At 66.0% G+C, this 14205-nt stretch carries 11 protein-coding genes; 7 read left to right on the plus strand and 4 right to left on the minus strand.

What is annotated here, in order from left to right; genetic code table 11:
• The first annotated feature begins 5 nt into the window (after nt 1–5).
• From KA248_02025 to KA248_02055, 7 genes are read left to right on the plus strand one after another with little or no spacing between them, the layout of a single operon-like run.
• A complete protein-coding gene (locus KA248_02025) occupies nt 6–311 on the plus strand; it encodes a hypothetical protein (GenBank protein ID MBP7828676.1) in 306 nt (101 codons plus the stop codon).
• An 18-nt stretch (nt 312–329) separates the two neighbouring features.
• A complete protein-coding gene (locus tag KA248_02030; GenBank protein ID MBP7828677.1) occupies nt 330–1277 on the plus strand; it encodes a hypothetical protein in 948 nt (315 codons plus the stop codon).
• A gap of 1 nt (nt 1278) precedes the next feature.
• Nucleotides 1279–1995 (plus strand): hypothetical protein, encoded by a 717-nt coding sequence (locus KA248_02035; GenBank protein ID MBP7828678.1) that lies wholly within the window; start codon nt 1279–1281, stop codon nt 1993–1995.
• Nucleotides 1992–2786, plus strand: a complete 795-nt coding sequence (locus KA248_02040; protein MBP7828679.1) for a ThiF family adenylyltransferase — start codon at nt 1992–1994, stop codon at nt 2784–2786. Before KA248_02035 ends, KA248_02040 begins: the two co-directional genes overlap by 4 nt.
• Nucleotides 2783–3973, plus strand: coding sequence for a cell division protein FtsW (locus KA248_02045; protein MBP7828680.1), 1191 nt, complete (start codon nt 2783–2785; stop codon nt 3971–3973). The genes KA248_02040 and KA248_02045 overlap by 4 nt, the downstream gene beginning before the upstream one ends.
• A 13-nt stretch (nt 3974–3986) precedes the next feature.
• Nucleotides 3987–4574 carry a hypothetical protein gene (locus KA248_02050; protein MBP7828681.1) on the plus strand — a complete coding sequence of 196 codons (588 nt, stop codon included), beginning with the start codon at nt 3987–3989 and terminating at the stop codon, nt 4572–4574.
• The gene (locus tag KA248_02055) at nt 4571–5887 is read left to right on the plus strand and encodes a hypothetical protein (protein MBP7828682.1); all 1317 of its coding nucleotides are present in this window, start codon (nt 4571–4573) and stop codon (nt 5885–5887) included. Before KA248_02050 ends, KA248_02055 begins: the two co-directional genes overlap by 4 nt.
• 231 nt (nt 5888–6118) lie before the next feature.
• Here the strand turns inward: KA248_02055 and KA248_02060 are convergent, their stop codons facing one another.
• The 4 genes from KA248_02060 to KA248_02075 all read right to left on the minus strand — a co-directional run bounded on the left by KA248_02060 (nt 6119) and on the right by KA248_02075 (nt 14069).
• Nucleotides 6119–8977, minus strand: a complete 2859-nt coding sequence (locus KA248_02060) for a hypothetical protein (GenBank protein ID MBP7828683.1) — start codon at nt 8975–8977, stop codon at nt 6119–6121.
• Between the two features lie 85 nt (nt 8978–9062).
• A complete protein-coding gene (locus tag KA248_02065; protein MBP7828684.1) occupies nt 9063–9392 on the minus strand; it encodes a hypothetical protein in 330 nt (109 codons plus the stop codon).
• Between the two features lie 167 nt (nt 9393–9559).
• A complete protein-coding gene (locus KA248_02070; protein ID MBP7828685.1) occupies nt 9560–10753 on the minus strand; it encodes a hypothetical protein in 1194 nt (397 codons plus the stop codon).
• Between the two features lie 148 nt (nt 10754–10901).
• On the minus strand, nt 10902–14069 hold the full coding sequence (locus tag KA248_02075; protein MBP7828686.1) for a TIR domain-containing protein: 3168 nt from the start codon (nt 14067–14069) through the stop codon (nt 10902–10904).
• Nucleotides 14070–14205 lie beyond the last annotated feature (136 nt).

Raw genomic sequence — 14205 nt, forward strand, 5'->3', positions numbered from 1 at the left:
CGAAGATGGAAATGACACGGACCAGGGAACGGGGAACGGCGATCGCGGGGCTGCCGCTGTTCGGCGGCGACGACCCGGAACCGGCGGCGGGCATCGGGCTGACGATCCAGTCCGGACCGTTCAGCCAGCATGTCACGGTGCCGGCGGGAACGACGGTCGGTGAAATCCGCCGCCGCTTCGGCGTGCGGCTGCACATCGCGCCGGGCAGCGCGGCGCAACTGAACGGCGATCTCGCGGCGGACGAGGCCACCGTCCGCGCGGGCGAGTTCCTGACGTTTTACCCGCGCGCGGGGGAGAAGGGCGCGGCCTGACGCGGGGGGGACGAGACCATGGAGACGCTGACCATCTCGGGGACCGAGATCACGGCGCGCACGGCGGAAGGCCTGTCGGCCTCGATGCCGCTGCGCGAGTTCACGGCCGGCCTGCAGCCCGCGCGGACCGGCCTGGAGGAGGTCGTCTATCCCGACGGGGTCAAGCACGTCTGGACGCGGCACCCCATGGCCATCCTGCTCTACGAGCGCCCGCCGCAGGCGGTGCGGGTCCGGTGGATCGCGCCGGACTCGCCCGCCACCCACGGCTATGCCACCCGCTACCGCGAGTACAAGATCAGCCTGCCCTACCTGGTGATCTTTGCCGTCTTCGCGGTCCGCGACACCGAGGTCGGGCTCCGCCTGACGCAGCGGTGCGAGGTGTTCTTCCGCCGCGAGCCGCTGGCCAGCCTGGCGGACGAGCTGCTCTATCCCTGCCTGCTGAATGCCACGAAGCACAAGCCGCCCGACCGCGTGATCCCCTACTCCGCCGCCGACCCGCGCGCGGTCGCCGTGCCGGGCAAATGCCTGTCGTGGTTATGCTCCCAGCACCTTCCCCTGGCGCCGTTCGATCCGCTGCCGATGAACGCGCGCATCCGCGCAAGCCTGGCCGGGCTCGTCGAGCACCTGCTCTACTCCGGGTTCAACCGCAGCTCGGACAGCGGCACATGGCCCGGCGAGGAAGCGAGCTGGTTTACGATCTACCAGAAGCTGGGCGTGGACTCGCGGGTGGCCTCGCCCGAGGCCTGGGCGCAGGCCACGCGGGGGAACCCCGATTTCATTTTCGACGTGCCGTTTCTGCGGACGGGCTTCCCGGCCGGCGAGGTGGCCGAGCGGCTGTTCCGGGAGTTCAACGCGGCCGTCCCGCCGGCGGAGACCTCGCGGGACCTCGCGCGGCGGGTCTTCATCCGCGCGCCGGCCCGGCGGTTCAACTACCCGCACCGGATGTGGGCTTCGGAGGGCACCTGACATGAGCATTCCCGTCTACCTCAAGAAAGCGGAGGGCGAACCCGAGCCGGCCGAGGAGGTGTACTACCTGCTGACCGGCGACGGCCTGTTCCTGAACCGCCATACCCCGTTCTTCTCGTCGAGCGTTCCCGCGCCCGGCGGCCCGCCCGCCCTGCGCCGGCACCGGGCCTGGCTGGAAAACCGGTTCCCCACGATCCCGGGCGCGCTGCTGGAGACCGTCGTCGGATTCTTCGACCTCGTCTGCCGCCGCAACGCGAGCGAGGCCATTGTGCTGCTGACGTGGAACAGGCGGACTGGCTACGACGTGCTCGTCCCCGAGCAGCAGGCCACCGGCGGACAGTGGCTCGGGGGCCGGCCCGTCCCGCTGCGGATCGATTACCAGGTCCCCCCCCTCCCCGCCGGCGCACAACTGGTCGGCGACATCCACAGCCACGGCCCGCTGGGCGCCTTTGAAAGCCCGCTGGACCGGCAGGACCAGCGGCAGTTGGCGGGTCTCCACGTCGTCGTCGGGCACCTCGACCTGCTCCGCGAGCCGCCCGACCTCTTCGCCACGATCGCGGTGGACGAATTCGCGTTCGAGGTCCGGAACCCGATCAGCCTGTTCGAGGGCTACCGCGGCCGGCGGCCGGAGGACGTGCCGCCGGAGTGGCTGGAGCGGGTGCGGTTCGAGACGGGGGCCCTCTATGCCGAGCGCGGCGTCCGGGAGATGTGCCCATGAGCGATACCGCCTCCATGCCCTGGTTGCAGGCCCGGTTCCCGGCCGGGGGGTTGTCCGTCAAGATCGTCGGCCTCGGCGGCACCGGCTCGCAGGTCGCGCGCGGGCTGTGCCTCTACCTCGGGGCCGCGGCCGCGGACAGCCGGATCGTACTGCTGGACGGCGACGCGTTCGAGCCGGCCAATGCCTCGCGGATGTTCTTCAGCCGGCCGGGCAACAAGGCCGAGGTGCTCCGGGAGGATTTGCTGCCGTTCCTCGCGGACAGCCGCGTGACGCTGCTGGCGGCGGGCGAATACGTGACGGCGGAGAACCTGCCGCGGTGGATCCAGTCGGGCGACATCGTCTTCCTGTGCGTGGACAACCACGCCACCCGGAAGCTGGTCGGCGACTTCTGCGCCGGGCGCGGCGCGGCGCCCGCGCCGGCGGACCTCACGCTCATCAGCGGGGGCAACGACGGCATCGAGACCACGCCCGAGGGCGAGGTGCGGCGCGGGACGTACGGCAACGCGCAGGTGTACCTGCGGCGGAACGGGGCGGACGTCACGCCGGACCTGTCCCGGTTTCATCCCGAGATCGCGGCGCCGCGCGACCGGCTGCCGACGGACAAGGGCTGCTCTGAACTGATGGACTCGGTGCCCCAGCTTTTTTTCGCGAACCTGCTCGTGGCCTCGGTTATGCTGAACACGTTTTACCTGCTGGCGTGCGGGGCGCTCGGTTACCACGAAATCGCCTTCGACCTGGCCGAAGGGCTCTGCCGGCCGGTCGGCGCTCCCCTGGAGCCCCGGGGCTTATGAAACCCGATACACAGAAGAAAGAGCGGCGCGAGAACCGGGAACTCGCGCTGCTCATGGCCGTCGTGCTGCTGCTGGTCGCCTTCGGGCTGGCGGTGCTCGCGAGCGCGGGCAGCGTCCGCGGCCGGGCGCTGGCGGGCGACCCGGCCTACTTCGTCAAGCGCCAGGCGGCCTGGTTGATCCTCGGTCTCGCGGCCGCGTGGGCGGGGTACCGCCTGCCGTACCCGCTCTGGCGCCGGTGGACCCGGCCCCTCGCGCTGGGGGCCATCGTGCTGCTGCTCGCCGTCCTGTTCCTCGGGCCGCGGATCGGCGGCAGCCGGCGCTGGCTTCGGGTCGGCGAGATCACGGTCCAGCCGTCGGAGCTGGCCAAGTTCGCGGCCATCGTCATGATCGCCGCCCGGATCGCCGGCACGCCCCTGCGGACGCAGCGGTACAAGGAAGGGCTGCTGATCCCCGGCGGGCTGGCGCTGCTGCTGGCCTCGCTCGTGCTGCTGGAGCCGGACGTCGGCACGGCGGTGCTGATGGGCGGGATCGGGGTTGTGCTGCTGTTCGTCTCCGGGTTCCGCGTGCACCCGCTGGTGCTCGCGGGGCTGGTGCTCGCGCTGGGCGGCGCGCTCTATGTCCGGCTGGACCCCGTCCGCTGGCGCCGGGTCGAGGCCTGGTGGTGGCCCGAGCGGCACCCGGCCATCGCCCACCAGTTCCTCGAGTCCCGCAACGCGTTCATCCTCGGCGGCACGCGCATCCAGCCGGGCCGCAGCATCCAGAAGCACTACTACCTGCCGGAGCCGCACACCGATTTCATCTACGCGATCCTGGCCGAGGAGTACGGCGTGTGGGGCTCGACGTCGGTCCTCGCGCTGTTCGGCCTGTTTCTTTTCCTGGGCACCCGGATCAGCCGGCGCGCCCCGGACCTGTTCGGCGCGCTGCTGGGCTTCGGGATCACGCTGTCCGTTTCGCTCCAGGCGATGTTTAACATCGCCGTGGTCACGGGCATGTTGCCCACCAAGGGCATCACGCTTCCGTTCTTCAGCTACGGCGGCAGTTCGCTGGTCATGTCGCTGTTCCAGGTCGGCATCCTGCTCAACATCGGACGCCGGTCGCTGGGCCGCGATCCCCTGGCGCCGCCGGCCGGGGACCGGGTCTTCGAATCGTCTTTCGCCGGGCTTGCGACGGCGCGGGAACGGCAGTAGAAAGGAGAAGTCCATGACGGGAGATCACTACCATCAGGAGTACATTCGCGGGCTGATCGAATCGCTCGGGTGCTGCCCGGCCGGCCGGTTCTGCACGTTCAAGGAGGTCTTCGCGCGCACGCCCGGCGACACGCGGATGCTGCAGCAGATCAAGGCCATCGAGGTCTTCAAGTATCACCGCAGCCAGCGCGAGGGGCGGGCCATCGAGTGGGAGGAGGCGCTCGACCTGTGGAAGGCCGAGGGCCACGCCGCGGCCTTCGGCGGGGTGCCCGTTGCCGTGCCCGGGAACGGGCCGAACGGCGCGACCCGGGAACTGATCGAGGAACTGGCCTGCTGCCCGAAGGGGTATTACTGCACGTTCAAGGAAATCCTGGTCCGCTTCGCGCCCCGCGACTCGCGCACCCTGATGCAGCTCAAGTGCCTGGAACTGTTCAAATACCAGCGCAGCGAGCAGGACCGCCGGCCCTGGGACTGGAACGAGGCGCTGGACCGCTGGGTGCAGGAAGGCTACGCCGCCACCTTCGCCTGCCTGTTCCGCGACGGCTGCAAGTTCGCGGACCTCTATGCCGCCATCCTTCGCGAAACCCGGGGTTCGGCATGAAACGGGTGCGCGCCTGGCTCGCGGGCGGGCTGGCCGTCCTGGCGCCGGCCGCGTGGGGCGCCTATGACTGGACCAACGGCCCCTGGGGCGTCCTGGTTGACCTGGGCGGGGCCGCCGGATCGCCGCTCTGCCGCGTGGAATTCCCCGGCGGCGGCGCCCAGACGGGCAACGCGGTGGCGGTGCATTACCAGTTCACCCCGGTGCATGCTCCGCAATTGTGGGCCCTGCTCACGGACGGCTTCTGGCGGCAGACCAGCCAGGAATCGGAACTGCTCACCTCCTACCGCCTGTTCCGGTACTTCGGCAGCGGCAACGAGAATTGCGACCGGCTCGCGGCGACCGGCATGAAAGTCCTCGGCACGAACGCCGCGGGCGAACTGGAAATCGAGACGGCCTACGAGAACCACTCGGCCTCCGGAGACCGCTTCGACGTGACGGGCCGCGCGACGCTGGAAGCGCCCGACCTGCTGCGGACGGCCATGCGGGCGGCGCTGACGGTTTCCAACGCCTCGGGCCGGGCGGTCGTTCCCCACAACGAGACCCACCGGCTGTTCGGCGAGCAGTGGGAGCTCTTCGGCGCCTCGTCCATGCACGTCGTCACCAACCTCACGCACGGCCTCCCCTCCTGGTACGACCTGCTGGACCCCCTGCACCGGTACGTCGGCGTCACGAACAACGCGGACTTCCTGGACGACGGGTACTCCGTCAACAGCGGGAAGACCGTTTCCACCCACGACGTGAAGTACATCGTCGCCTCCGGCGCCGTGGTGGGATTGGATTACGACACCAACGTGTGCCCGATTGTTTATGATCCGGGCTACCTCTGGTACAGCCAGATGGTGCTGCGCGCCCATGTCTCGCCGGACGTGCGGCTCCAGCACGCCTACCGGTCGGCCCGCAACCACCGGATCGAGCTGGTCTCCTGCGACGGGCTGACCGCCGAGCCCACAAACCTGAAGTGGACCGTCGACTATGACCGCAAGGACACCAACATGGTGGACGGCGACAACGTGCAGGTCAAACTGGGCCTGGACGACTTCCTGCCCTTCTGGCCGGACGGGGGCGTCCAGGTCGTCCGCGTCCGGATGGAAACCGGCAACACGCCGCCCGCCGTGACCCGGCTGTCCGTCCCCTCGCCGGACGCCGTGACCCTCGAATGGACCGCCGAACCCGGCGAACGGTACAACCTGCAACATGCGCCGGCGCCGGACGGCACATGGTCCAACGTCATCGTGGATGTCGCAGGCCCCGCCCTCGGCCCCCTGCCTGTCCCCGCCGGCATGTTGCGCCTGTCCGAGACGAATAACCCGTAGAGAGCCAGCGGCGCTTCAATGAGCATGGTCCTGAAGCACTCCGGGGTCGTGTTTACTTGCCCCCATGATCGCCGGTTTGAACAGCGCGTGATAAGCGCACGCACCTCGTTCTTCTCGATCTGCAGGACGCGCGCTGCGCCTTTCCGTGGCCTGTGACAACTGATGAGGCATGCAGGACCACGGTAGCTATGGGGAAGGCTTCCCCGGGACGGCGGCATGGCCCGCTGGATTTCATGCTCCGCCCGGCTCCAACTGGATGATCTCATAGCCAGCAACGGCAAGCAGCCCGGGGATGCCGCGGACAGGACCGAAGTCGAGTTCCTTCGTATCATCCGGGATTTCCTCCCATGGAAAGATGGCGTTATGAAGCCGATAACGGTTGTTGCGACTGGTGCGCGACGTGTCGGGGGCCGCGATCCATCCCTCTTTCCGCTTCTCGGCAACCCACCGGTTGTGCTCCGACCGCGCCAGCGTTTCGAGGATCACCTGCAGGCGATGGGCAACATGGGGATCGGTTGGCGCGCCCGGCACCACCTTCCGGAACCACAGGCCTGCCGCGCGCAGCTTGATGGCGATATGATCGGCCTGCTCCATGTTCGACCGCTGGAGGCTGCGACCTAACTCGCTCTGGGCCAAGGCATCCCAATCCTCCAGCGCGGGATCCTTCGGGTTGTGAGCGGGATCCTTCTTCCGATCCACGACGTATTGCCTGTGAATCTCCCGGGCGATCAGTTCGCGCTCCCCGGGCGGGAAGGGGTAATCGGTGGAGAGAAGCTGCACGAGATGGGTGGCATCGGCATGAAGGGCTGTGTGGCCGCACGCCGGCAACAGGGCCGGAGTAAACTTGTCCGCGCCCTGGAAATGGCTCATGTCCAGCATCGCCTCGAAGGATCGATTGCCATGCACGAATTTCGGCAAATGCAGAAGGACCCGGAGCACCGGGGCGCTGACGCGGAATACTCCGTCGGCATCCCGCAAGTGCGGGGCTTTCTCGCCCAACTGGTAATGGAAGATGCTGGCCCGGCGCAGGAGAATCGCCGGCTCGCAGGGAAAGGCTTCCACCGGCCCGAACGGATCAAATTCCGCTTGGAGGTCCAGCCCGGGGATATCCAGTGTAGCGCGAAGGCGCGACAGGAAATCAGGGCCCTTGGCGTTCCGGAATGCTTCGCGCTTTAGCACGTCTTCGTTGGTCGAACATCTGCCGAGGAAAGGCCGGGCGAACTCGGCATAGGTGCCGCAGGTTCCTCCGGCAAAAACGAAGATGGCCTGTCCAATAGGATGCGGTGCGCCGCGGTCGAGAAATTCTCCATCCTGCATGGGAGCCAAAAAATAGCGCAACCAACCCAACGCCCTGCCGTCCATGGAGGCGTCGAACTCGTCGAAGAATACGAGCGGGATTCTGTTTTGCAGGACGTAGTCGCGCACGAGATGAAAGACGACGGCGAGGTCGTCAGCCTTCTGGTACTGCGAAAGATTGAAGGTGATGGGTTGAATAGGCCGACTTCCACCGAGCTCCTCCAAGGCTTTGGCCACCATCTTCACACCAAAAGACTTGCCCGCTCCCGGCGGACCAAAAACCGCGACGCTAAGGGGGCGCGATGTGGAGGGCATCCCGATGTACTCGCGGAGCAGGCAGTAGAGCGCGCGGTAATTTTCGACCTCGCGGCGATCTAGGGCCCGGAGTGCCTTGGCAAAGACAGCCACGGGCGCTGCCTTGAGCAAGGCTTCAGCCTCTTTGCCGTCAGCGTCAACAGGTTTAGCTCCTGTCGCGGTCATAGCCACGGCGCGCTGCAGGAGCGCGGTCTTGCCCGAGAATATCGACTCCAGAAGGCGCCAATAGCCGCGATCCGGTACCGAGGCGCCTGGAATGATCGGCACCGGCTGGCAAGCAAAGAAGGAAGGTTGATCCCCAACCCCGAATAACTCGGCCTTGGGGTAAGCCGGACAGCCTCCGTCCTTGCCAAATCCGAGAGCCAGCAAACGACGAGAAGCGGCAAGCCCGGCCTTGAGTCCCCGCTGGATGGCCTCCGGGGGACGGAGCTTCTCTTCCTTATCCTTGGCGATGCAGAAGCGCTCGGCCACTGGCGCGACGGCTAACTGATGAACGATGGCCGCCGTGAAAGCAGACCCGTACCCCACCATTTGTCCCGGGCAGGCGCTGGCTCCAGTGCCTTCGATGCCCGAGGGATCATAAACGAGCCAGGCCGCGTACTCGGGCTCCTTCTCCCCCTGGCTGCGATGCCAGTAAAGCGCCCCGTCCAATCCGAAGCGAACAACCAGGTGCGGGCAGTCGCGGAGGGAAGCGAAGGACTCGGTATGCAGCAACTGCCACACCAGGTCGAGGGCCGTGCGCTCCCAGGAAAGGCCGCGGCTGATGGGCGCATCGCGCTCGCGCAAGTCATCCACCGAGACGATGACAAGGCAGCGATCGGCGTGATGGGCCGTCACCGCGTCCCAGAGTTGATTGGTTCCCTTTCCGGCCGGCAACGGCCTATGAAGCTTGTAGACGATCGTCGGCGGATGGAGGCCCGGGGCAGGTGGCTTGCCGACCACGGCCGGCCACTGCTCCGGTGCGCGACGGAACCGATTGCCGGTGTCATCCAGCACCACGACGCGGGCGGGGTTGTCGGATTCGCCCGGGGGGTGGATTTTCATGGAAGGATCGCCATCCTTGGGGCCCGAGAATCCGTGGGGCCACTTAACGCGGATGGTATCGGCCTTCTTCGCATCCGGGGCGCTCTTGTAAAGACTCAACTGGAGCAGGGAGTGGACAATTTCATCCCTTGTCAGGCGCTCCGCGTTTCCCAGAAACTCGTCCATGCCCATCGGTTGATCCGATGGCCCGGCGCAGGTAAGTTCTTTTGGTCTGCAAGGAATGGGCCCCCGCACATCGAAGCCACGGCATGCTCCCTTCACAAATTCTGCCAACTGAAAGGCTCCGCCGGGCAGGTAGTGCGTGCAGATTTCACCGGTCAACCGCCAATTATCCCGTTCCACCCGCGCCGCCGAGGCGGCCGGGACAGGCATCCCGACGGCATCAAGACAAACATCACCGGCAACGAGAATGACGGCCTGTTTTGGATCAGTCATGTTTTCCTCCCCGGTAATCATCCTTGCAGATCAGAGTGAATACCATTAAGCCCCCCCCCTCGGGCACCCCTCATGCCGGCGGCATTTACTGAAGAAAGCAAGGAATGCCACGAATCCTGCTGATCCCGTCCTCGCTCCTCACGATCCCGTCCCTGTCTGCAAAAAAACTTGCCGCCGGCGATTCAGATGATTGGATCAGGCTGCCGGCCTCTTCGGGGGACAATCGCACGTACCAGGCCCGCCGGTCGTAGTCGTCGCCGGACAGGCAGTATTCCTTCATGTGGTAGAACCAGTGCGCGCCGCACGCGTGGCACCGGCGAATGGAGATGGTTTCGCCGTGGGTTGCCTGGAACATCTTGACGGCCTCCAGCCTCGGCTGGCCGCAGCAATCCAGAAATGGAACCGGCTTAAACATAGCCCCCTCCCCGCCCGACTCCACGCTTCCTACTGTGCCCGGGATCCCAGGACATGGCAATCCGGATTTGCCACGGCCAGCCACCCAGGTCGCTCCTGCCGTGGTGCGGATTCAGGATACAGACCCGGCGGTTCTCGTGTGTGGCGGTGACGAAATGGCTGGTGCGCTTACGCATAGACACCGGCGTCAACAACTTCGACGTTTTCAACATCCAGTAGTCCATCCCGGGAATTGGCCTGGCCCTTGACAAGCACCCAGATGGTTTTTCGCTTATCGGATAGCACATTTCGGGGAAGTTGTTTCTTAATATCCTGTATACGGACCGATCGAGTGGCGGCGAGACAGGCTGCGCCAGTGCCAAGGCTGTGCGGGCCAGCCATGATCATAACCATACGGCCGGGATGTTTGGGATGCGGCCCTCGAATGATAATGCCGTAGTCGAGCTTATGGGCAATCCCGCCCTTCTCGCCTTGAGCCACGGTTCGACCATGATACCGCTTTCGCTTCCCTTTATCCCCGCGATAGAGGGCCACACGATAATCGTCTTTCTTCTTTGCTCCAGGATAGGGATCGAGGGACCAGCATGGCTTGCCGCCACGCTGCAATTGCTCCAGCATGACTTCCGTGGCGGGATTTACTTTTGGCGATCCAACCAGATACAAGTTAATATCGCGATCGAGCAGATCCGGCGGACCGTACTTGGCGGAAATCAACTCCACGGCGGCCCCTTCGCCCATAATGGACCCGAAGGCGGATATCAGCCCCAGGACTCCGAGATTGTCCCCGTACGTGCGACGATCGTACATTTGGCCCTTAAGGCGGCTGTACGTAGGCGTGGGCTGTTTGGGATTGGCCACAATGTACGCCGGTTGAGAGTTTTCAGCTTCCAGCATGTCGCGCAAGAGCGCAATGTTGGAGTTGACCCGGGTGCGCACCTGCTCACACAACCGCGCTTCGAATACCTCGCAGTCTTCCCGGCGTTCGCTGTATTCGATGAATTCGCGGCCCTTCAAGTCCTCCGGCACCTCGGCGCCCTTCTCCATGACAAGCAACAGGGGGCGACGCGCCCCCACCGCGTAACCGATCTCGTAATAGACGTTGGGTCCCTTGTGGGTTATTTCCGCGATAACCAGCTCCGCGCGCTCAATCATGAGGTGTATCTTGGCGCGCAGGTCATGCCCTCCGCTTGGAACATCATCAGCCCGAATACACAGCAGCCCAAGCCGTTTCTCGATCACGTCCTTGATGCGGCTGTAGAGGAAGAACTTGTTCTTGTAGTCCATTACAAAAAACACGAACGGCTGACCCTTGGTGAGACCACGCACAATCGAACCGATCACAAGCGATTCGTCAGAACTCATGGCTCACCTCTTTCGCGAATTATTGGCAGAATCGTGCGTGTTCCAGGCCACCGGCATCCGTTCACAACAACACCCATACTTTGCCGTCCTCGATAGGGCAGGACAATCAGGTTCTATAGAAGAAACCATAAGATTTCATTCCTGCCGCTCATCCAAAATCTCTTCCGTCCACCACAAACGGATTGAACTTCAGCGCGCCGCCGCAGTGTGGGCAGGTTGGAACGGGTGCGGATGGCGGATTGGAAACGAAGACCTGGCCACAATGAGCGCAGCGGCAGGTGAGGTCATCGGCCCAGCGCCCGGGGGCGGAGGCGAAGGCGCCGGCGGCATTCTTGCGGACCTCGCCAAATAGCCAGAGGCGCACGGGCGTGACGACCGGCGGGCCGGATGGCGGGAAGTTGATCGGCGTGAGGAAGTGCATCTGACCGTCGGCAGTTCCGCAAACAAGGCGGTTGCCGTCGGGGGAGAACAACGCGGCGAAGACGGCCGCGCCGGCCTGATAGACCACCAGGCATTGGCCGGTTTCCAGGTCCCAGACCCGCAGGGTCTTGTCGTCATTGCCCGAGACCGCGCGCCGCCCGTCGGGGCTCACGCTCACGCTCAAGACCCAGGCCGCGTGGCCTTCGAGGGTGCGCAGGCATTGGCCGGTTTCCAGGTCCCAGACCCGCAGGGTCTGGTCGTCACTGCCCGAGACCGCGCGCCGCCCGTCGGGGCTCACGCTCACGCTCCAGACCCCGGCCGCGTGGCCCTCGAGGGTGTGCAGGCATTGGCCGGTTTCCAGGTCCCAGACCCGCAGGGTCTTGTCGGAACTGCCCGAGACCGCGCGCCGCCCGTCGGGGCTCACGCTCACGCTACTGACCCCGGCCGCGTGGCCTTCGAGGGTGTGCAGGCATTGGCCGGTTTCCAGGGCCCAGACCCGCAGGGTCTTGTCGGAACTGCCCGAGACCGCGCGCCGCCCGTCGGGGCTCACGCTCACGCTACTGACCCCGTCCGCGTGGCCTTCGAGGGTGCGCAGGCATTGGCCGGTTTCCAGGTCCCAGACCCGCAGGGTCTTGTCGGAACTGCCCGAGACCGCGCGCCGCCCGTCGGGGCTCACGCTCACGCTACTGACCTCGTCCGCGTGGCCTTCGAGGGTGCGCAGGCATTGCGGTCTCAAGGGGTGGGCGGGCGGGCGGGGTGTACGGCGGAGCCAGGGCCGTCTGAAACCGGAGATCTGTCTTTCGGCCCGCTCGCAGATTGGTCCCTCGTCCGCGGTGTTCCAGGCCAAGGGGAGCGTCTCTCCGGGATTTGCCGCTAGAAGTGCGATGTGACTTGAAGCGAAGTTGGCGAAGTGACGCAGCCGCGCGGCGCGGGGGGAGGATTCCTCGGGGATGGCGGACTGGGTCTCCTCCTGCAGTCCCCGCGGCAGCGGCGGGTACGGCGGTTCGGGGCGCGCTTCGCCGCGCTCCTTCGCAAACCACCAGTCGCAGCGGACGACCGCATAGTCCCGCAGCGCCTGGTTGTAGGCGATCGTCGCCGCGTCGCGCCTGCGGTTGTGTTCGTTCTCCTCGGCGAACTCCGGCAATGCCGTCAGCGCGGCGTTGTAGTCCGTGACGAGTTCATGAACCAGCCCCGCCTCGCACTTGGCCTGGATGAAAAGCAGATCGGAAAGCGGGCCGGCTGTCGCGTCATTGCCGATCAGACTGTCCCAGTCTTCGCGCGCGATGAAGTGATGGCAGAGGTTCTGGAAGAAGTAGCCGTCGTTCGGCCCCTCATGCCAGCCAGCGGGGCATTTGGCGCGGTAGGCATCGAGCAGCTTGCCGTGCAGGGCTTTCATGTCGCCGGACAGGCGCACGGCGTAGTCGTGCAGGAGGTCGTGGAGGCGGAAGCGGCGCAACGGCTTGCCGTTGGCGTCAGGCTTGGTGTCGAGTTGCATCAGGGAGCGCTCGGACAGATTGATGAGCAGGTCTTCGGTGTCGAGGTCGTCGAGCTGGCCGGTATGCGCCCAGAGGACGGCTGCGGCCGCTGCGGGCACGGCGCCGTCGGTGTCGAAGACGGCCAGTTCGGCGAAGCGGTTCTGCTCGTCCGCCGACAGCATCTCCACGCTGGCCTGCATCGCGCGCCAGATGCTGCGGTGCTGCTCGTTGATGGATTCGCGGTCGGCGATCTTGTCGAGGTCGGCGCGGCGCAGGCGTTCGAGGACGCTGGAGAAATCGCCGCCGCGCTTCCGGGCCATGCCGCCGCAGAGGGCGAGGGCCAGCGGCAGGCACCCGCATTCCTTGACAATGGCCTTGGCCTCGGGCGGGAGCGTCGCGGCGGAGACGGGGTGCTCCTTGGTGCTGACCGCATCCGCGAGCAGGTGCAGCGACTCGGACTCGGTGAAGAGCGAGACGGGAACAAGGTCGCCGTTCAGCGCGTGCAGGATGCCGGCGTCGCGGGTGGTGACCAGCATCCGGCAGCGGGGCCCGAGCACGTCGAAGGCCTGGGCATCCTTCGCGTGCCAGACGTCGTCGAGCACGATCAGAACGGACCTGGACTGGAGCAGTTCCCGGAGAACGCCCTGGCCCTGCGGCAACGAGGTGAATGAGGAGTCGCCGCCGAGGTGTTTGGCCAGATCGCGCAGCCGCGCCAGCAGATCGTCATTGGTAAGGCGCTGGCCGCAGGCGATCCACGCGATGCCGTCGGGATAGGACTGCCGGATCTGGCGATCGCGGGCCATGGCGGCGGCGAGTACGGACTTGCCGATGCCGCCCATGCCCTGCATGCCGACCTTGGCGTCGGCGCTGGTGATCACCTGCGGCTTCTGGAGGTCCACCAGCAGGGCGTCGCGCACCCGGCGCAGCAGATCGGGCCGGGCGATGAAGTGGGGCGGCAGCGTGGGCACGGCGAAGAGTGCGCCGAGTTTGGGGTTGGGCTGCCGCAAGCTCTCCACGAGTTTGGACAGCGCGCCCTCGTACTTCGCGTCGTCGCGGAAGTCCTCGCAGTGCAGCAGGCCCAGTTCGCCGGGCACGCAGGTCTCGTAGTCGCCCAGCCGCAGGATCGGGGTTACGACGATGTGGTCGAACTCCAAGCCGGTCTCCCACTCCTCGCGCACATAGAGGGAGATCGCCGCCTTAGGGCCGCCGATATAGACGATGCGGTCCACTTCCGTGCGGATGGCGTCCTTGATCTCCTGGTGGAAGGTCAGCCCGCGCGACAGCAGCGATTCGCGGTCGAACCAGACTTCGAACCCGGAGGCGGTCAGGTCGGCATGGAGCCGGCGGACGAACGCCTCATCATCCCCGCGGGCGTAGGAGAGGAAGACGCGGGCGGGGCCGGCGGTTTCTGTCGAGGTCATAGGGGGCACATCTCCAGGATCATCGTGGTCGATTTAGTCCTCGTAATCCCGCTCCCCGTACATGCGCCGAACGTGGAACCGACGAATACAGCGATGCGTTTCCAAGGGACGGGGGCCGGCTTTTCTGCAAGCGGTT

Source organism: Kiritimatiellia bacterium (genome assembly GCA_018001225.1).
GTDB lineage: Bacteria > Verrucomicrobiota > Kiritimatiellia > CAIQIC01 > JAGNIJ01 > JAGNIJ01.